This window comes from Paraburkholderia dilworthii (genome assembly GCF_000472525.1).
Classification (GTDB): Bacteria; Pseudomonadota; Gammaproteobacteria; order Burkholderiales; family Burkholderiaceae; genus Paraburkholderia; species Paraburkholderia dilworthii.
The window spans coordinates 26,688-45,432 of record NZ_AWZT01000053.1 but is presented as its reverse complement, the minus strand read 5'-3'; the positions used below and the strand labels follow the sequence as shown (position 1 = coordinate 45,432).

Annotated in this window: 20 protein-coding genes and 3 pseudogenes; 10 read left to right on the top strand and 13 right to left on the bottom strand. The window is 61.9% G+C overall.

The window, feature by feature from the left end; all coding sequences use genetic code 11:
• Nucleotides 1–227, top strand: a pseudogene (locus F759_RS43750) (IS4 family transposase); the annotation flags it as partial.
• Nucleotides 228–476 (top strand): hypothetical protein, encoded by a 249-nt coding sequence (locus F759_RS0130530; protein WP_027803192.1) that lies wholly within the window; start codon nt 228–230, stop codon nt 474–476.
• A gap of 91 nt (nt 477–567) precedes the next feature.
• Here F759_RS0130530 and F759_RS0130525 read toward each other — a convergent pair whose 3' ends face one another.
• The gene (locus F759_RS0130525) at nt 568–912 is read right to left on the bottom strand and encodes a hypothetical protein (protein ID WP_027803191.1); all 345 of its coding nucleotides are present in this window, start codon (nt 910–912) and stop codon (nt 568–570) included.
• Nucleotides 913–1,110: 198 nt separating this feature from the next.
• On the opposite strand from F759_RS0130525, the gene F759_RS44485 reads away from it, so the two are divergent.
• From F759_RS44485 to F759_RS44480, 3 genes are all read left to right on the top strand, one after another.
• Nucleotides 1,111–1,317 (top strand): DUF2191 domain-containing protein, encoded by a 207-nt coding sequence (locus tag F759_RS44485; RefSeq protein ID WP_027803190.1) that lies wholly within the window; start codon nt 1,111–1,113, stop codon nt 1,315–1,317.
• Entirely contained in the window at nt 1,314–1,694 is a 381-nt protein-coding gene (locus tag F759_RS0130515) for a type II toxin-antitoxin system VapC family toxin (protein ID WP_027803189.1), read from the top strand. The genes F759_RS44485 and F759_RS0130515 overlap by 4 nt, the downstream gene beginning before the upstream one ends.
• Before the next feature lie 162 nt (nt 1,695–1,856).
• Nucleotides 1,857–2,000: a hypothetical protein gene (locus tag F759_RS44480; protein WP_244438954.1), complete on the top strand. Its 144-nt coding sequence runs from the start codon at nt 1,857–1,859 to the stop codon at nt 1,998–2,000.
• Nucleotides 2,001–2,292: 292 nt separating this feature from the next.
• On the opposite strand, the gene F759_RS0130500 is transcribed toward F759_RS44480, so the two are convergent.
• The 6 genes from F759_RS0130500 to F759_RS0130475 form a co-directional block, all read right to left on the bottom strand.
• Complete coding sequence (locus F759_RS0130500) at nt 2,293–3,930, bottom strand: gamma-glutamyltransferase family protein (protein WP_027803187.1); 1,638 nt, start codon at nt 3,928–3,930, stop codon at nt 2,293–2,295.
• A 66-nt stretch (nt 3,931–3,996) separates the two neighbouring features.
• Nucleotides 3,997–4,881 carry an ABC transporter permease gene (locus tag F759_RS0130495; protein ID WP_027803186.1) on the bottom strand — a complete coding sequence of 295 codons (885 nt, stop codon included), beginning with the start codon at nt 4,879–4,881 and terminating at the stop codon, nt 3,997–3,999.
• Nucleotides 4,881–5,825 (bottom strand): ABC transporter permease, encoded by a 945-nt coding sequence (locus F759_RS0130490; RefSeq protein ID WP_027803185.1) that lies wholly within the window; start codon nt 5,823–5,825, stop codon nt 4,881–4,883. Before F759_RS0130490 ends, F759_RS0130495 begins: the two co-directional genes overlap by 1 nt.
• 5 nt (nt 5,826–5,830) lie before the next feature.
• Nucleotides 5,831–7,327 carry an ABC transporter substrate-binding protein gene (locus tag F759_RS0130485; protein WP_027803184.1) on the bottom strand — a complete coding sequence of 499 codons (1,497 nt, stop codon included), beginning with the start codon at nt 7,325–7,327 and terminating at the stop codon, nt 5,831–5,833.
• Between the two features lie 42 nt (nt 7,328–7,369).
• Nucleotides 7,370–8,491, bottom strand: coding sequence for an ABC transporter ATP-binding protein (locus F759_RS0130480; protein ID WP_036025623.1), 1,122 nt, complete (start codon nt 8,489–8,491; stop codon nt 7,370–7,372).
• On the bottom strand, nt 8,488–9,510 hold the full coding sequence (locus F759_RS0130475) for an ABC transporter ATP-binding protein (RefSeq protein ID WP_027803182.1): 1,023 nt from the start codon (nt 9,508–9,510) through the stop codon (nt 8,488–8,490). The genes F759_RS0130480 and F759_RS0130475 overlap by 4 nt, the downstream gene beginning before the upstream one ends.
• Before the next feature lie 128 nt (nt 9,511–9,638).
• Between F759_RS0130475 and F759_RS0130470 the strand changes: the two genes are divergently transcribed.
• Nucleotides 9,639–10,520, top strand: a complete 882-nt coding sequence (locus F759_RS0130470; RefSeq protein WP_027803181.1) for a LysR substrate-binding domain-containing protein — start codon at nt 9,639–9,641, stop codon at nt 10,518–10,520.
• Between the two features lie 27 nt (nt 10,521–10,547).
• Here F759_RS0130470 and F759_RS39020 read toward each other — a convergent pair.
• Nucleotides 10,548–11,047, bottom strand: a pseudogene (locus tag F759_RS39020) (IS110 family transposase); the annotation flags it as partial.
• 59 nt (nt 11,048–11,106) lie between these two features.
• Between F759_RS39020 and F759_RS0130460 the strand changes: the two are divergent.
• The gene (locus F759_RS0130460) at nt 11,107–11,808 is read left to right on the top strand and encodes an IS6 family transposase (RefSeq protein WP_027803180.1); all 702 of its coding nucleotides are present in this window, start codon (nt 11,107–11,109) and stop codon (nt 11,806–11,808) included.
• A 183-nt stretch (nt 11,809–11,991) separates the two neighbouring features.
• Here the strand turns inward: F759_RS0130460 and F759_RS0130455 are convergent, their stop codons facing one another.
• Nucleotides 11,992–12,468, bottom strand: coding sequence for an RES family NAD+ phosphorylase (locus F759_RS0130455; RefSeq protein ID WP_244438953.1), 477 nt, complete (start codon nt 12,466–12,468; stop codon nt 11,992–11,994).
• Nucleotides 12,465–12,905 carry a type II RES/Xre toxin-antitoxin system antitoxin gene (gene parS / locus F759_RS0130450; protein ID WP_027803178.1) on the bottom strand — a complete coding sequence of 147 codons (441 nt, stop codon included), beginning with the start codon at nt 12,903–12,905 and terminating at the stop codon, nt 12,465–12,467. The genes F759_RS0130455 and parS overlap by 4 nt, the downstream gene beginning before the upstream one ends.
• Nucleotides 12,906–13,239: 334 nt before the next feature.
• On the opposite strand from parS, the gene F759_RS0130445 reads away from it, so the two are divergent.
• A complete protein-coding gene (locus F759_RS0130445; RefSeq protein WP_027803177.1) occupies nt 13,240–15,996 on the top strand; it encodes a UPF0182 family membrane protein in 2,757 nt (918 codons plus the stop codon).
• Nucleotides 15,997–16,046: 50 nt separating this feature from the next.
• On the opposite strand, the pseudogene F759_RS41500 reads toward F759_RS0130445, so the two are convergent.
• Nucleotides 16,047–16,507 (bottom strand): annotated as a pseudogene (locus F759_RS41500) (adenosine-specific kinase); the annotation flags it as partial.
• 534 nt (nt 16,508–17,041) lie between these two features.
• On the opposite strand from F759_RS41500, the gene F759_RS0130435 reads away from it, so the two are divergent.
• Complete coding sequence (locus F759_RS0130435) at nt 17,042–17,278, top strand: type II toxin-antitoxin system ParD family antitoxin (RefSeq protein ID WP_027803175.1); 237 nt, start codon at nt 17,042–17,044, stop codon at nt 17,276–17,278.
• Nucleotides 17,275–17,613 (top strand): type II toxin-antitoxin system RelE/ParE family toxin, encoded by a 339-nt coding sequence (locus tag F759_RS0130430; RefSeq protein ID WP_027803174.1) that lies wholly within the window; start codon nt 17,275–17,277, stop codon nt 17,611–17,613. Before F759_RS0130435 ends, F759_RS0130430 begins: the two co-directional genes overlap by 4 nt.
• A gap of 384 nt (nt 17,614–17,997) precedes the next feature.
• On the opposite strand, the gene F759_RS0130425 is transcribed toward F759_RS0130430, so the two are convergent.
• Together F759_RS0130425 and F759_RS0130420 are read right to left on the bottom strand one after the other, a co-directional pair.
• Nucleotides 17,998–18,306 (bottom strand): type II toxin-antitoxin system RelE/ParE family toxin, encoded by a 309-nt coding sequence (locus F759_RS0130425; protein WP_027803173.1) that lies wholly within the window; start codon nt 18,304–18,306, stop codon nt 17,998–18,000.
• Nucleotides 18,294–18,578 (bottom strand): CopG family ribbon-helix-helix protein, encoded by a 285-nt coding sequence (locus tag F759_RS0130420; protein WP_027803172.1) that lies wholly within the window; start codon nt 18,576–18,578, stop codon nt 18,294–18,296. Before F759_RS0130420 ends, F759_RS0130425 begins: the two co-directional genes overlap by 13 nt.
• Between the last annotated feature and the right edge of the window lie 167 nt (nt 18,579–18,745).

The window sequence follows — 18,745 nt, the reverse complement described above, 5'->3', positions numbered from 1 at the left end:
CCTTCACCTCAACGGAAATAGAATTGCTCGAGTGCATAGTCCCTGACTTGCCGCTTACCGCGCAGGCACCACCGCTCCTGCGAAACCTTATCAAGGTCGCCCGGCTTGGAGGCTATCTGGGCCGAGCCAGTGATGCGCCACCAGGTAATACCGTCGTGTGGCGTGGCATGCGGCGCCTCACCGATATTCAACTCGGTTATGAACTCGCCCTGAATCGAAGTGGGTAATTGCAAGCAGGGTCGGACGGTTACCGCGTCTCGATCAGCGGCGCCGAAGGGGCGCTCGCAAGGATCACGGAGATTTTGGCGCGCCGCGACGGTGAGCCCGACGTGAACGCCCTCCAGTGGCAGCTGCGCTCGTTCTTCTGGGAGCTGTGCGGTGCATGGGACCTGTTCCAGCAGTGGGTCAATACCGCGTTTCAACTCGGCTACGCTGAAGAGAAGGAAGCTGTCAGCCACCTCGAAGGTTGGCGCTAGTCCCATTTAACCCGCACGTTCGACACTTGTCGAGGCCATTCTGAAGTGTCGTAGTGGCAGCAAAGTAGAAGTGTCGTGGTTTGTGCCTTTGCTATCTCCTTGACGAGGTTTTGATGACAGAGTCCTGGAGACTGACCGTCGCTCTGCCAATCGCGGTGTTCAGATCATCGACCGTGATTTCGCGCTGCTTCTTGGTGCCGATCCGGCGTTCCTTCGGTTTCGGCGTCTGCCCCTGGTTGGTTCGTGACGGCGAACCCGATGCACGGCGGTTGTCACGGTCGGCCTGAACCAGTTGCGCGACCTGCAGCACGTGCCCCAGCCGCTTGTGGTCGACCACCGCACCCTGATCAATCTCGGAGAGCCGGTCGTATGGGCTGCAGGGAAGGGCGATGCCATCCGCGCGGATCTCGATGCGCCCGTCGGGATACTCGTACACATCAATGTAGCGTCCGACCAGCCGGCGGTTCGCCTCCGTGTCATCGAGCAGGTAAATTACCCGGTCGTACTGCAGCGTCAGCGAACGCGTGACGCGCCGCGGTTCTGATTATGTCAATTTATTGATGCGGCGAGCAAAAACATAGAGGGCCCGTTGATGCTATAATTGATGCGGAACGGCATCAAATTGGAGGCGAGGATGCGCACCACTGTTACGATCGACGACAACCTATACGAGCGAGCTCTCGAACTTGCCGACCCTGACATGGATAAGGCAGACCTGTTCCGGGTAGCAATGCAGACGTTTGTTCGCGTTCAGGCGGGTAAGCGTCTGGCAGCCCTGGGTGGCGCCGCTCCCGGTATGCCTGACGTCCCACGTCGCCGATCCGAGCCCGCGGTCCAATGAGCGTCCTCATTGACACATCCGTATGGGTTGATCATTTCCGTCGCGCCAACACGAGACTTGTTCAGTTGATAACGAGCGACCAGGCGCTTACGCATCCAGTCGTCCTTGTCGAACTCGCCTGTGGTACTCCGCCTGCACCCCGCGCCCGGACCCTCCACGATATCGGGCTGTTGCAACATGCGAGGCACGCGACATGGACCGAGGTGATGGAGTTCATCGAGGCAAGGCAGTTTTACGGTCGAGGCTGTGGCAGCAGCGATCTTACGCTGCTCGCGTCAACTTTGATGACTCCCGGCGCATCGATCTGGAGCTTGGACAAAAGGCTCGCTGAGCTCGCGCTGGAAGTTGGCATCGCGTATATGCATGACATTCACTAACTGGTGATCGTCTTCGTGCTGGAGACGGCGTTTAGCTCTGAAAATTGGCGCGGATCAAGGGCACGCGGTTCCACCAGACGGCAAGCCGATACGTTTATCGCGTCGGATTGACCCGGATGGGTATCTCCGGACACGTGCGAATGTGCGCTGCACAGTCTGCCGATGGTGATCCTCGTCAGCGCGACGCTGCCCGACACGACGGGACCGCAACTGTACGCGGCCCTGAGAAAGGAGCCGCGAATCGAAGGCGTGCCTATCCTGCTGCTGGCGAATGGCGCCGCAGGCGAGGCGGCCCGTTATGACTAGGCGCTGCTGCTCGGGCTCGCCGACAGCGTGCTGAAATACGCGCAGCCCACCGTCCTGAAGGCGCGCGTGCGGAACGCGATGGCTTCCGTGCACGCGGACCAGGAGCGGATCGGCGCAATGCGCGAGTACTGACTTGCGGTCGAAAAGGCGGCGCGGCGCGTCGAACGCAAGAACAACGAGGCAATATTCGCGAATGAAGGTGGCGAAGGCGTCCGCTGACGCTTTCGCGCGTTGCCGCAGGGACGGTCGGCGCGCGACGCGAGCGCCGAGGTGCCGGTCGCCGATGCGACGCTCAGAACCCTGCGGCCAGCCCATCGCGACGGCTGTCGCTTGCAGCGACATAGCCGCGCTCAGGCTCGTTGCGATCGAGCTTCCAGATGAACTGGCCCGAACCGAAATCCATATACGGATCATCGATCGACTTGATCGTGTGGCCCAGGCCTTCGAGCGCGCGTGAGGTCTGCGGATCGAGCGTCGATTCGATATCTATGGAGAAATCGCGGTTGACCTTCCAGCGCGGCGCATCGCATGCCGCCTGCGGCTGCTGGCCGTAATCGAGCATGCGCACCACGGTTTGCAGGTGCCCTTGCGGCTGCATGTCGCCGCCCATAACGCCGAAGCTCATGACCGCTTCCTGCTTGCCGTCGACCTGCTGCGTGAGGAACGCCGGGATGATCGTGTGGAACGGCCGCTTGCCGCCCTCGACCACATTCGGCGACTTCGGGTCCATCGAGAAACCGCAGCCACGGTTTTGCATCGAAATGCCCATCTCAGGCACGACGCAGCCCGAGCCGAAGCCCATATAGTTCGACTGGATGAAGCTGACCATCATGCCGCGCTCGTCGGCCGCCGACAGGTAAATCGTACCGCCCGCCTTCGGCATGCCGAAGCCGAAGTGCGTGGCACGCTTCGGATCGATCAGCTTCGCACGCGATTTCAGATAGGCATCGTCGAGCATTTGCGCAGGAGTCACTTCCATCGAGCGCGGATCGGCGACGTAGCGGTACAAATCCGCGAACGCGAGCTTCATCGCTTCGATCTGCAGATGCTGCGATTCGATGCCGTCGAGCTTCAGCGCGGCCACGTCGAACTGTTCGAGAATGCCGAGCGCGATCAGCGCGGCGATGCCCTGCCCGTTCGGCGGAATCTCGTGCACCGTGTAGCCGCGATAGTTCTTGCCGATCGGCTCGACCCAATCGGGCTGGTAGTTGCGCAGATCGTCGAGCGTCATTGCCGCGCCGCAATCGCGGGAAAACGCCGCGATGCGTTCGGCAATTTCGCCTTCGTAGAAGGCGCGCGGACCGCGTTCGGCCAGCATGCGCAAGGTCTTAGCGTGGCCCGGCATCTTCACCAGTTCGCTGACTTCGGGCGCGCGGCCCCGCGGCATGAACGTATCGGCGTAGCCCGGCTGGTTCTTCAGTTCGGGCACGGCGTCCGCCCACTTGCGCGCGACGACGTTTGCCACGGCATGGCCGCGCTCGGCGATCTCGATGGCGGGCTCCATCAGATCGGCGAACGGCAGCGAGCCAAACTTCCGATGCAGCACTTCCCAGCCCGCGATCGCGCCCGGCACCGTCACCGTGTCCCAGCCCCGCACGGGCTGCACGGCGACGCCGTTGTTTTCGCCGTATTTGCGCCTGAAATAATCGACGTTCCACGCAGCGGGCGCGACGCCCGACGCGTTCAACCCGTGCAGCTTGCTGCCGTCCCACACGAGCGCGAACGCGTCGCTGCCGAGTCCATTCGACACCGGCTCGACGACGGTGATCGCCGCCGCTGCCGCGATGGCCGCATCGACGGCATTGCCGCCTTTCCACAGCATGCGCAACCCGGCCTGCGCGGCGAGAGGCTGCGACGTCGACACGATGTTGCGCGCGAACACGGGCATGCGCAGCGTCGGATAAGGGTTCTGCCAGTCGAAGCTTGTCATGTTGTCACTCTGGTGGTTTTGCTGGCTCGACCGCGCGCCATCGAAAGCCGTAGCGCACGAAAAGCATCACGATTCGCGCGGATCGAGCGCGTCGCGCAGGCCGTCGCCGAGCAGATTGAAGCCGAGCACGGCCAGGAAGATCGCGATGCCGGGAAAGATCGACATCCACGGCGCCTGGCTCACGAAGTCTTTTGCCGTGTTAAGCATCGAGCCCCACGACGGCGCGGGAGGCAATTGTCCGAGCCCGAGAAACGACAGACTCGCTTCGGCGATGATCGCGCTCGCCACCGTCAGGCTCGCCTGCACGATGATGGGCGGCAGCACGTTCGGCAGAATGTAGCGCAGCATGATCCGCGCGTGATCGAGGCCGATCGCGCGCGCGCCTTCCACATATTCTTCGGCCTTCACGCTGATGGCCTGGCCGCGCGTGAGGCGAATGAAGCGCGGCATCGCCGAAATGCCGATCGCGGCCATCGCGTTCGTCAGGCTCGGGCCGAGAAACGCGCTCAACGCGATCGCGAGAATCAGGAACGGGATCGACAGCAGCGCATCGGCGATGCGTGAGATCACGCCGTCGACGAACCTGCCGAAGTAACCGGCGATCAATCCCAGCGGCACGCCGAGCACGACGGCAATGCCGACCGACACGACGCCCGCCAGCAACGACGCACGCGCGCCATACAGCAGGCGGCTCAGCACGTCGCGGCCGAGTTCGTCGGTGCCGAACCAGTGCGCCTCCGACGGCGCCTGGCGCACGGTCATGAAGCTCGCCTGCACGGGGTCGTAGTGTGTGAGCCACGGCGCGAACAACGCCATGATCACGATGAGCGCCACCAGAAACGCACCGAACACGGCCGCGCGATTGCGCATGAAGCGCGTGAGCCCCCGGCGTTTGCGACGCGGCAACGCGGCGGCCGCCGACGCGGATCGGGGATCGATTGAAGTAGCCATCAACTGCGCCTCAGTCGGGGATTGAGCAGGATATAGAGCACATCCGCGCACAGGTTCACGACGATGAACGCGACCGCCGTGACGAGCACGACGCCTTGCACGACGGGGTAATCGCGATTGAACACCGCATCGACGACGAGCTTGCCGAAGCCGGGAATCGTGAACACCTGCTCCGTCAGCACGGCGCCCGCGAGCAGTTCGCCGAACAGCAGCGCGAGCACGGTGACGATGGGAATCAGCGCATTGCGGAACGCGTGCTTGACGACCACGGCGCCGCGCAGCAACCCTTTCGCGCGCGCCGTGCGGATGTAGTCGGTGCGCAAGACGCCGAGCATTGCGCTGCGCGTATGGCGCATCAGTTGCGCGCCGAGCGCGGCGCCCAGCACGAACGCGGGCATCAGCATCGCCTTGATGCTGAGCCAGAAATCTTCGCCCGGTGACACATAACCCGACGACGGCAAAAGATGCCAGCGCACCGACACGATAAATATCAGCATGATGCCGAGCCAGAAATTCGGTATCGACATGCCCGACAGCGCGAAGATGTTTGCCGCGTAGTCGAGCGGCCCGCCCCTGCTCGCCGCCGAAATCACGCCCGCCGGAATACCGATGCCAATGGCGAGAATCATCGCCATCACCGCGAGCTGGATCGTGACGGGCAGCTTTTGCGCGATCAACGCGCGCACGGGCACGTCAGTGCGCAAAGACGAACCGAGATCGCCGTGCGCGACATCGCGCATCCATAGCGCGTACTGCGTCGGCACGGACTGATCGAGGTGATACTTGACCCGCAGCGTCGCGATCAGCTGCGGGGCCTGATCCTCGCCCGCCATCGCGCGGACCGGGTCACCCGGCAGCAGCTTCTGCAAGCCGAAAATCAGCATCGACACCAGGATCAGCGTCGGCACGGCAACGAGCAGGCGATTCGCGATGATCGGCAGCATGACGATCAGCCCTTGATCGACACGCCGCGCAGGCGCACCAGACCGTCGGCGTAAGGCGTGAAGCCCTGCACTTTCTTCGACAGCACGAACGGCCAGGGCTGCGCGTAGATGTAGACGATGGGATCGTCGTCGGCGAGGATCTTACCCGCGGCGTCGTAGTCGGACTTGCGCTCGGCCTGGGTCTGCTTGGTGCGCGCCGAATCGAGCAGCGAATCGACCTGCTGGTTGCAGTAGTGCGCGTAGTTCAGGTTGCCCGCGCAGGTGTTGAACTGATGCAGGTTGCCGTCGGGATCGAGGCGCCCCGACCAGCCCGTGTACATCGCTTCGAAGTCGCCGGTGTGGCCTGCGTTCAGTTCCGTCGCGTAGTCGCTCGGACGCAGCTTTAGCGTGATGCCCGTTTCGCTGAGCATGGCCTGCAGCATCTGCGTGATCTGGCTCGCGACCGTGTTGTTCGGATACGCGAATTCAATGGTCGGATGCTCCTGGCCCGCCGCCTTCAGCAGCGCCTTCGCCTTCGCGACGTCGCGCTTCGGGGTCGGCAGCCACGCGTTGTAGTACGGGCTCGATTTCGGAATGCCCTGGTTCGCGGGCGTGAAGATGCCCGCACCGATCACCTGGTCGATCGCATCGCGGTCGATCGACAGCTCGAACGCCTGCCGCACGCGCTTGTCCTTCAGCGGACCGTTGCCGCGCGGGCCGTTGTTGATGTTGAACGTCACGTAGTAGAAGCCGAGACCCGTCACCGGCTTGAACTGCAGGTTCGCATCGCTCTTGACGGCGGCGACGTCGGACGGCGCGAGACGCTCCAGCATATCCAGCGAGCCCGAGCGCAGATTCGCGAGACGCACGGTGCTGTCGGGAATCGGCTGGAACACCACGCGCTGGACGGGATACTTGTCCGCGTCCCAGTAACCGGCGAACTTCTCGAGCACCACGCGATCGTTCTGCACGCGCTGCACGAACTTGTACGGCCCCGAGCACACGGGATGCGACGCGACGCCTGCCGCGTCGCTAAGCGTTTTCGGCGCGAGCATCATGCCCGCGCGGTCCGACAGCGTGGCGAGCAGCGCGGCGTCCGGCTGCTTCAGCACGATTTTCACGGTGCTGTCGTCGATCACATCCACATGATCGACCGACGACAATTCGCTCTTGCGGTTGCTGGTCGGCAGCGTGCGGTAGCGGTCGAGGTTCGCCTTCACGGCGGCGGCGTTGAACGGCTCGTCGTCCTGGAACTTGACGCCTTGGCGCAGCTTGAACGTCAGCGATTTGCCGTCGTCGCCCGTGGTCCACGACGTGGCGAGCATCGGCACGATTTTCAGATCGGGCGCGACATCGACGAGCGAATTGCACAGCGACGCGAACACGATCCGGTCGACAAACTGCACGCTGCGCGCCGGGTCGAGCGAGCCGATATCGTCCTGCAGGCCGATGCGGATGGTGGTCTGCGCCATCGCGGCGGAAGCGCTCAATGCGAGCGCAACGGCAATCAACATTCTTCGCATGCGTCGTGTCCTTGTTGCGGTTCGGGTTGCCATGGGTGATCGTTACCGGTTCGCTTCGGCGCTCAGTGTGGTCTGCGTCTGATTCTGCTTCTCGCGATAAATCGCAAGGCGCTCGTTGAGCTTCGTGCTGACGCTCGCGACGAGCGGCATGCCGCCGCCCGCGTTCTGCACATCGCGCCAGAAATGACACGAGACCTGCCGTCCGCCCGGCAGCGTTTCGGACAGCGGGCGCGCCTGCGCGCAGCGCGGCTTCGCGTGCTGGCAACGCGTATGAAAGCGGCAGCCGGGCGGCGGCGCCGTCGGGCTGGGCAGATCGCCTTGCAGCGCGGGCTTCGTGCGGCGCTCGTGCGGACTGCTGGCGGGAATCGCGCGCAGCAGCGCCTGCGTGTACGGATGCAGCGGCGCGTCGAACAGTTCGTCGACCTGCGCCAGTTCGACGATTTCACCCAGATACATCACCGCGACGCGGTCGCTCATGTGACGGATCACGGCGAGATCGTGCGCGACCATGATCAGCGTGAGGCCGAGTTCGGCCTTCAGCGATTCGAGCAGGTTGATCACCTGCGCCTGCACGGAGACATCGAGCGCCGACACGGGCTCGTCGCCGACGATCAGTTTCGGCTCGCCCGCCAGCGCCCGCGCGATGCCGATGCGCTGCCGCTGGCCGCCGGAGAATTCATGCGGATAGCGCTGCGCATACGCCGGCTGAAGGCCGACTTTGGTCAGCAGTTGCGCGACGCGTTCGCGGCGCTCGCTGCCGCTGCTCGCGAGACCGTGAAACGCAACTGGCTCGCCGATGATCTGCCCGACCGTCATGCCCGGATTCAGCGACGCGAACGGGTCCTGAAAGATGATCTGCATGTCGCGGCGCAAGCGGCGCAGCTTCGCGCCCTCCCAATGCGTGATGTCCTCGCCCTGATACAGCACGCGCCCTTGCGTCGCGTCGATCAAACGCAGCAGCATGCGCCCGAGCGTCGACTTGCCGCAGCCCGATTCGCCGACGATCGCGAACGTCTCGCCCGTCTGCACGGCGAACGAGACTTCGTTGACGGCATGAACCGTGGGCGTGCGCGTGAACATCTGCCGCTCGCCGCCGAAGCGTTTGGTGAGCGCGCTGGCTTCGATGATGGGCGTCGCGATGTGTGACGCGTTCGCGGGCCTCATGTCAGCTCCTTTTGCTGCGCGGGCTTCACGAGCTGCTCGACAGGCGCGAGCCAGCAGGCGACGCGATGCTCGCCTTCGAGCGTTCGCTCGGGCGGCGCGGCGTCGATGCAACGCTGTTCGGCAAACGGACAGCGCGGCGCGAAGCGGCAGCCGCGCGGCATCTGCTCGGGCGTCGGCACGGAGCCGCGTATCGTCGCGAGCGACCCCTCGCGCTTGCCGACGGACGGAATCGCGCCCATCAGCCCGATTGTGTACGGATGCTGCGGATCGTCGAAGAGATCGGACACCGTGCCGTACTCGACGATCTTGCCCGCATACATCACCGCCACGTGATCCGCCACTTCGGCGACCACGCCGAGATCGTGCGTAATCAGCAGCATCGCCGTGCCCGTCTCTTTCTGCAGATTGCGCACGAGCGCCAGAACCTGCGCCTGAATGGTCACGTCGAGCGCGGTAGTGGGTTCGTCGGCGATCAACAGGCGCGGGCCGTTCGCGAGCGCCATCGCAATCATCACGCGCTGGCGCATGCCGCCCGACAGCTGATGCGCGAACGCATCGAGCCGCGTTTCGGGCGCGGGAATATGAACCAGCCGCAGCATCTTGAGCGCCTCTTCGCGCGCCGCTGCGCGACCGACGCCGCGATGCCGCCGGATGCTCTCGCCGAGCTGCTCGCCGACCGTGTAGGCGGGATTCAGCGAGGTCATGGGCTCCTGAAAGATCATCGACATGCGGTTGCCGCGAATGTCGGCGAGTTCGCGCTCGGACAGCCCGAACAGATCCACGCCCTCGAAATGCGCCGTGCCCGCGACGCGCCGCGCGGGCGGGCTGGGGAGCAGCCCCATCAGCGCGAGCGACGTCACGCTCTTGCCGCAGCCGGACTCGCCGACCACGCACAGCGTCTCGCCCGCGTGGACGAGAAAAGACACGCCGTCGACGACGTTCGGCACGGCGGGCACATTCGAAAACTTCAGCGAGAAGCCTTGTACATCGAGAACCGGCCGGCGTTCTGCTGCGGTCATGCCTGTTTACTCCGCATTGCGTGGCTCATCCTTCCAGATCGGTATGAAAACGATTATCTGGCTGCGAACGTACAATAAAATATTAAAGTTTCTTTTCGATGCTTAAGTTTTTCTCATGGATGGAACGAATGCCGACGCTGCGCATGCTGAAGTCTTTCAGGGCAGTTGCCCGCACCGGCTCGTTCTCGGCGGCCGCCGACAAGGTCGCGCTGACGCAGGCGGCCGTCAGCCTGCAGATGCGCGGGCTCGAGGAAGCGCTGGGCCGTCAGCTGTTCGACCGTCGCGGGCGGCAGATCACGCTGACCCAGCACGGGCTGACAATCTGGCCGAAGGTCGAGCAGATTCTCGACCTGCTCGCCGAGCTCGAAGCGAAGCCCACTGACGCGATGGAAGGGCCCGTCACGATCGGCGCGTTGGTGTCGGTGATCGGCGCGCTGTCGCTCGCCGTCGCGCGGCTGAAGGCGACGCACCCGCGGCTCGACGTGCGGCTGCTGTCGGCGCGCTCGGACGAACTGGCGGGCATGGTCGAAACGGGCGATGTGGACGTCGCGGCCGTGGTCGCGCGCGCGGACGAGACGCTGCCCGACACGCTCAAATGGACCACGCTCTACACCGAACCGATGGTGCTGGTGGTGAGCCGCGACATCGCCGATAACGACCCGCAGCGCATCTTGCGTGGGCACGGTTTTTTGCGCTTCGACCGGCGCGTGCGCACGGGGCAGGTGGTCGAGCAGGCGCTGGAGAAAGCGAGCTTGATGGTCAACGAGTATCTCGAACTGAATTCGATCGAGACGATTGTCGCGCTGGTGCGCGAGAAAGTCGGCGTCGCGGTGCTGCCGCTGCTGATACGCGGCAACTGGCTGAACGACCCGCTGCTTCGCGTGATCCCGATTTCGAGCCCGCCGACGCTGCGCACGGTCGGCATGGTGCAGCGCGCTTCGGATGACAGAAAAGCGCTGATGCGCGAAATCGTCGATACGTTGCAGGCGATGCCGCGCGATCGTTCGTGATGAGGTGGTTGTCGGGCGTTGTTTCTATGCCATCAGCTGACGCGGGTGCTCGAAGCGCGACAGATCGCCCAGTTCAGACACTAGGCCCACAGCCGACGTGAAGTCGATGCCCCGCATCGCCTGCAGTGCCAGCACCGCAGGATAGAAGCGCCAGTCTCCAACCGCTTCACGCAGCGCAGTCTCCAGCCGTTCGCATTGCGCCAGGCGATCCTCGATCGTGCGGCGGTGTTCGTTAAATGCCAGTTGTTGCCATCCGCTGTCGAACGAGAATATGCTTAATCAACGTCGGTGGCTCGGCCCCAGTCAGCACGCCGAATGTAATTCACACTATGCTGGAGCAGGAACGGTTTCAGCCGGCATCGCGCCTGCTTGAGGTCTTCTCTCGCTGATGACCAGGCACGGGCAAGGTCGCGAAACGCTTCGTCCTCCACGGTCGGTACGTGCACGGCAGACAGATCACCCGCGCGCAGAGAGCGCACCAGCTTGATCGCGTCGCGCCGGTCAGTCTTGACGCGCTCGCCGGCTCTGTCGCATTAAGACGATCTGCTATCGTGGCGCCGGGCAAACGAAAAAGACTTGATCTACGATGACGAGCTTGAATGCGGGTATGAACAAGGTGCTCAAACGGCTGCACTATCCGCTGGATGTGATATTGACTTGTGTGCGCTGGTACGTGGCCTATCCGCTGAGCCTGCGTCATCTGGAAGAGATGATGGCCGAGCGGGGCGTTTCGGTCGATCATTCGACCGTGCATCGCTGGGCCATCAAACTTCTGCCGACGCTGGAAAAAACGTTTCGGCGACACAAACGCACAGTCGGTAGAAGCTGGCGAATGGACGAAACCTACGTCAAGGTCAACAGTGAATGGAAGTACTTGTACCGGGCCGTTGATAAAGCGGGCGATACGGTTGACTTTCTGTTGCGAGCCAAGCGGGAAAAGGTGGCCGCCCAGCGTTACTTCCAGAAGGCCATCGATCAAAACGGTGTTCCGGAGACGGTGACGATCGACAAGAGCGGCGCCAATCTCGCAGGGCTGCATGCGATCAACGCCGACCGCGATACGTCAATCAAGATTCGTCAGGCCAAGTATCTGAACAACGTCGTCGAGCAGGATCATCGGGCTATCAAGCGCCGTATTCGTGCCATGCTGGGGTTCAAGAGTTTTCGTTGCGCTCGCATCTTACTGGGTGGCATCCAAGTCATGCACATGATTAAAAAAGGGCAGATGACGTGTCGCCACCGCACCGCGCGGTCTGCAGCGCAGCAGTTCTACGCGTTGGCGGCATAAGTAGTACTCAAGATATCGCCTCTGCTTGACCTCACCTCTTTATTGCGACAAAACCTCGTCGCGCACCTCGCCGAAGCACTGCTTCGACCGGATCGATCTACGGCAGCTTTGTATTTCCAGTGATGCTGGCACCTGTCGAGGCAACTGATACCCGGCCACGCCTATCGGCTTGCGCGCCGCTTGCTACAGCGGCGCCGCGGCACGCCGCAGTAACCGCGGATCAGTCAGCCACTCCTCACGGGCTCCGATTTCAACATGGACAAAATCCGTGTGATCGGGGTTGAGCAGATAATTGGTTTCAGCAGGAACGACTGCACTGGGAACAGCCAGCACGGCACTAGCGCGCGTCTGCGACCACGTCGTCCCGACCTGCTGCAGTTCAGCGCGCGCGGAGATGTCCCGCCAGTCGACAGGCAAACTGGCTGAATCGATCCGTTCCACGATAGTTTCCGGGAATCTGGCTGGAATCATCACATAATGCGCACGCAACGGCGAATCCTGGACCAGCATCTCCAGAAGCGCCAGCGATTGCGTTTGCGCCGTGTACACCATCGCGACGCCTTTGGGATTCCACCTGCCACCGTAGAGTCGTGCGCCCTCTCCCGAGAAAGCGGTATCCGCATACCGCTGGGTGACCACCCGCCACACGGTGAGAATCACGCAAAGACGCCATGCTCGATGCGCCCGAGCGTGTCCATCACACTATCGGCGCCGATGTCAGTATCCACGAGGCTGAGGGGCGTCGCGCCCTCCAGCGCAGCGATCGGAGTCTTAAGCCAGGCGAGTGCCGGGTCAAGGGCCTCGAAAACCTCGGCGGCGCGCGCGACCACGCGCGCAAGCCGCAGCAGCTTTGCTGACTCTTCACGACTCAAGACACCTTCGCGCTTGCGACGCGCCAGAGTCCGCTCGGGGATATCGAGTGCCTGCGCCAATTCCGCTTGCGATAATCCGATCGATCTGAGCATCGCGTCGAGCGCCCGGGACGAAATCCCATGGCGGACCACGTCCACCCACTCAAGACCCGACCGGGGCGCGCGTGGGAACACAGTGCGACCGCCGAGCAGTGAGTCGGCTGACACCCTTCCGGTAAGATTCATGATTGCATCCTTCTGCCATTTGGCATCTACTTTATACCAAAATGGCATTATCTGTCTGCGGCTGTGACGTGACATGCGGCGTCCTTGCCTCCCGCCGGGGGACGAAGGCGCCGTTTTGCGCGCCGTGCCGGTGTCAATAGGCATGCCGAACTACAATCATTTAACCGGTCTGAACCCGCTTCACTCGAGCTTGCGTTGCGCCGGTTATGGATGGCTATGCGCGGATTTTCCGGGCTGCGTTGACACGCCATTCAGGCGCGCGCCCGGCAGATCGGCCGTGCGCGATTGATTCGATCGCAGCAGGCATAGGCGACGCCCTACGCAGGAGGAGACCATGCGGTCAGGAGTGAAGTCCGGCGGGCGACTGAGACGGTATGCAATCACGACGATGGCCCTCATCGCCGGCCTGATTGTCGTCGGACGCATCACCGGCTTCCTGGTCGACTGGCTGTGGTTCTCTTCAATCGGCTATGTTGGCGTTTTCTGGACCATTCTTTCCGCGAGAGCGCTGATTTTTGCCGCCGTGTTCGCGGTCTCGGCATTCGCCGTATGGCTGTCTGGGATTTTGGCGCATCGTTACGCGAGGGGCCTCGATAACTCGCGAGCGGAAGCAGTCGGCCCGTCCGGTGCGATGGAACTCACTGGCGATGTGGTCGAACTGATCGCGCCGCGTATTCCCTGGCGCTCCAGTATTGCCTGCGTCGCGGTCGTATTTGGACTGGTTATCGCCGCCAGCGAAATCTCGTGTTGGGACATCGCGCTTCGCTTTATTTACCAGGTGCCAGTTGGCGAGCGCGATCCGATTTTTGAGCGGGACATCAGCTTTTATCTCTTCTCGCTCCCCGCGTACGTTGCGCTCAAGAACTGGCTGCTGCGTCTAACCTTCGGCAGCGCGATCGCAGCAGGTGCTGTCTACGGATTGCGCGGCGACGTCGCACTGGAGCGGCCACCACGGACGCTCTCGCCCGCCGCCATCACTCATGGTTCGGCACTGCTCGGCTTGTTCTTTGCGGTGAAGGCCTGGTCATGGTGGCTCGGCCGCTTTCTCCTGCTCTATGGCGACAACGGTGTCGTAGCCGGCGCCAGTTATACCGATGTCCATGTCGAGTTGCCGGTCCTATGGATGCTTGTCGGCCTTGCCGCGACCTCATCCGTCGCCCTTTGGATCAACACGCGCTGGCGGAGCTACCGGCTGCCGGCCATTGTTGTGCTGCTCGTGTTCGGCAGTTCGTTTGCGTCCGCCGTGATCTATCCGGCGCTGTTTCAGCGCTTCTATGTCAAACCGAGCGAGCTGCGGCTGGAAACTCCCTATATCGAGCACAATATCGCGCTAACGCGACAGGCTTACGGCCTCGCGCAGATTGCGGTCCAACCGTTCGAGGCCGGGCAGGAACTGACTCTCGACTCGCTGCAGACCAATCGCGCGACCATCGACAACATCCGGCTATGGGATGTGCAGCCGCTGATGGACACCTACGCACAATTGCAGGAGATCAGGACTTACTACAAATTTCTCTCGGTGGACATCGACCGCTACCAGCTTGACACCGGTTACAGGCAGGTGATGCTGTCGGCGCGTGAACTGGAACCGGCGATGCTTCCGCCGAACGCCCAAACCTGGGTGAACCAGCATCTTATCTTCACTCACGGCATCGGCGTCGTGATGTCTCCGGTCACCGAGAAATCCACCGAGGGCTTGCCCTCCTTTTATCTGCGGGATATTCCGCCCGCATCCCAAGGCGGCCCAGCCCTTCGCGAACCACGTCTCTATTTCAGTGAAGGCCGGCAGGATTACGTCATCGTGACGGGCAATGTGGCTGAATTCGACTATCCAAAAGGGGCTGACAATGCCTACACCACGTATAACGGGCGCGACGGCGTCACCATCGGCAGCGTGGCGCGCCGTACTCTCTTCGCCTGGCAGCTCGACGACCCCAACATCCTGTTGAGCGGCTATATCACAGACCAGAGCCGGATCCTGCTTCACCGCAACATTCAGGACCGCGTGCGTACGATCGCGCCGTTCCTGAGTCTTGATCACGACCCCTATGTTGTCGCAGGCAATGGGCGCCTCTTCTGGATACAGGACACCTACACCGTCAGCCAGTGGTTTCCTTACTCCCGGCCAGGTTTCGGCGACGGCGCCAATTACGTCCGCAACGCGGTCAAGGTCGTGGTCGACGCGTACAACGGCACGGTCGATTTCTACGTCAGCGACCCCGCCGATCCGCTCCTGCGCACGTACGAGCGCATCTTCCCCGGCTTGTTCAAGCCCTTGGACGCGATGCCACTGGAGCTTCGGCAGCATATCCGCTACCCCGAAGACCTGTTCCTGATCCAGGCACAGGTCTACCGCGCTTATCATATGGATGCGCCGGAGGTCTTCTACAATCGCGAGGATCTGTGGCAGTTTCCCCGGGAGCTGGTCGGAATGGATGGCGGAAGCGCCGCCAGCACCATGCCGCCGTACTACACGATCATGCGACTCCCCGGCGACGCACGCGCCGAGTTCATCCTCATGCTGCCGATGGTGCCGAGCCAGCGGGAGAACATGGTTGCATGGCTGGCGGCGCGCTGCGATCCGTCCGGATATGGCAGACTCATCGTCTATACATTCCCCAAGGACAAGCTGGTCTATGGGCCGTTTCAGATCGAAGCGCGTATTCAGCAAAACACCGAGATCTCGCAGCAGATCTCGCTGTGGAACCAGATGGGCTCACGCGTGATTCGCGGTCATCTTGTGGTCGTGCCAATCGAGAACTCGATCCTCTACGTTTCTCCACTCTATTTGCGCGCGGCGTCCGGGCAGTTACCGGAATTGAAGCGGGTGATCGCCGCCTACGGTGACCGTGTGGTGATGGAGGACAGCCTGGGTGAAGCTCTGGCGGCGCTTTTCAAAAAGACCTCGCAAACGGCATCGCCAGCGGGGGGCACAGCGAACGCGCGCGCACGCGAGGCGCTAGCCCATTACGACCGCGCCATCGAGCGACTGAAGGCAGGAGACTGGAGCGGCTTCGGAGCAGAACTGGATACCCTGCGGCCATTGCTCGAAGCACTCGGCGCCGGACGTTCCGGCGGCGATCAGAAGTGACCTGAATGCAAAAAGGCGTTTATGCGTGTAGAGCGGATACAGCCCCGGTAAGCCTTGTAACCGAGGGCGCGCAACAAATCTTTGCGCCGTTGAACGTTTTCCTCATTTTTCACGCCAACCGGCGGGACCCTCCACCCCTCCCAGGATACCGCGCCCCTGATGCGCTTTCGCAATCAGGATCTATGCGCCGTAGCGCGCACCTCCGGCACCATCCTTGATGGCGTTGAGAACATTGACCGGGGAAAACCTTCGCCCGGAAAAATCGCGGAGTTGTGGCCGGCAGCGATGGTCATGGCGTTCTCGCACGCCAGCCCGATCAGGTTGGAATCGGTGCCGGACCGGCGCATGAGGCGCCTGCCTGATGCCTCGCAAAAGGCCAAACCAAACTTGATACCGGGACGTTACTGACCATCGCCTCGTGAAGATCCTCGACGGACTAGATGAAGCGAGTTTGCCCTAGGATGAACTTTGTCGCTCCGGGTTTGACGACTGTTACCGTCAGCAATTGCATATCAGACCTCGTTCTGTGTCTCGAATTGTCCCGGTTCGATGCTCAACGCGAACCACCGCCTTGATTTGAAGACGACGGACCAGGAACCTGGAAACATTATGATCGGCAGCATGCGACGACCGTCAGATGCTGCCCCTCCCGTCGAGCTTGAAAAGTGCCGCCACGTTGCGCTAGCCGAAATGCCAGACACTTTCTCAATCGCTAGGTATCGGGAACCGCGCCCGATACCCGGACCCAGTTTCCGGAACGTGGGTGCGAGCCCTCAGGGTGCCCTGCTGGCCAACGCTAGGAAACGCCCTCCCTACCGCTTATAACTGTTGTTCATTTCATGTCAAATAAAGAGGTCATGAAGTGCCGTGCGTGCGCTCGAACGCCGCACGCACGGCGGCATATCCGGCTCTTTGTTCACCTGACGCCGACCCACCATACATAGTCTATGCGCCGGAAAGCTAGCGTAGCAGTCCCGACACGCCGGCCGCCTCATAGCGCCGCACCGTTTTGGCAAAATTTGCCAAAGCGTGCTAGAGTGGTTTCATGACCACCATGAACATTTCCCTACCGGATTCGCTGAAGGACTACGTCGACGAACAGGTTGGCGAGGGCGGCTACGGCACGAGTAGCGAGTACGTCCGCGAACTGATCAGAAAAGATCAGGATCGCAAGCGTCTACGCGCAATAATCTTGCAGGGCGCGACGTCCGGCCTCGCCGCCCCTGTTGACGCCGACTACTTCGAATCGCTGCGCGCTCGCGTGCGTACTTCTCGCAAATGACGGCTAAGCCCGTCATACCGACAAGGCTGGCCAGGCAGGACGTAGAGGACGAGGTGACGCACTACCTCGTAGACGAAGGGTCGGAGCAGGCCGCGCTCGGATTCATCACGGAGATCGAGCAGGCATACGAGCGCCTCTCGAAGCGCCCGAACATCGGGTCTCCCCGTTACGCGTACGAGCTTGATATCCCAAGCCTGCGGTCGTGGCCGCTTGATCGCTATCCGCACCTGATCTTCTATATTGAGCGCGAGGCTCATGTGGAAGTTTGGCGCGTGCTCAACGGCAAGCATGATATTCCGACTTGGCTGGAGAGCGACGACGATGAGACTCATTGACAGCCTCTGCACGGCACCAGGCCCGTGAGAAGCCTTCACGATTTGCCACCTTTGACCGCCCCATTGTGCACGGCCATGGTATCTAACCGGCAGTGGCGATACTCACAAACTAATCGCGCTGTACTGGAAGATCGACCGCAACATCATCAACAGGCAGCTGATACGGGCTGCGTTGTCCATCAGCCTTCCCCGCCATGCGCAGATTGTCACCGCGCAACTCGGAGGCGCGGTCGAATCCAGAAGTTGTGCAGCAGCTTGCTGCACAACTTGATAACCCATTCGTCTTGATACGCATAGGATTGCGAACTAAACTTGATCATTTGATTATGTCAAACAGAGCGAAGCGGTTGCTACCCCACACAGATAGCCACATCTAACGGTCGGTCAAATGCCGCGACGCCGATACCGCAACTCCCTCTGACTGCGAATGGCGGCCACCAGCACAACGTCCAGCTCAGCCACAAAACGATATAGCGCGAGATAGCCATGCGCTCCATTGGAAATGACCAGCTCGCGCATTGCGCCGGGACCACTAACAGGCCGTCCAATTTGAGGACTCGTCTGAAGGATGTCTAACGCGCGAACGATATCGTCAATGTGTTTTGCGGCGCTCGCCGGGTTATGTTCAATCAGGAAGTCAAAGATCCGGTCAAAATCATCGCGTACTTCAGGCGCCAGAACTATTCGCGCCATCGCTTGACCTTCGGTGCTCCCGGATCTCGCCCTTCGGCCCGCTGGCCCAGATAGTCGCGCATGTCGGCCCACTCAATCCCGAGGCCATTCTCCAGCATGTTTGCGAGGCGCTCGTTACCTTCAGTCAGGAATTCGCGACGCAGTTCTTCGCTGGCGACCCTCTCGGCAATCGCCTCCAGCATGAAGCTGTGGGCTGTAGTTCCCGATTCTTCAGCAAGTCTCCAGATCCGATCGCGGAGTTCCGGCGGAAGGCGGAGCGTGGTGGTAGACATAGAGACCTCTCCTGTGTCACATCTGTGCTACATCATACTCTCTCAAGTTTGCCGGCGCACGCAGTCATCCAATTTCAAGCAGGTGAACCACACAAAAAAGGACAAGTTACAGCGCTCGAACCGTTTGACCTTCCGCAACAGCCGCCCCGTGAGGGGTGCGCCGCGAG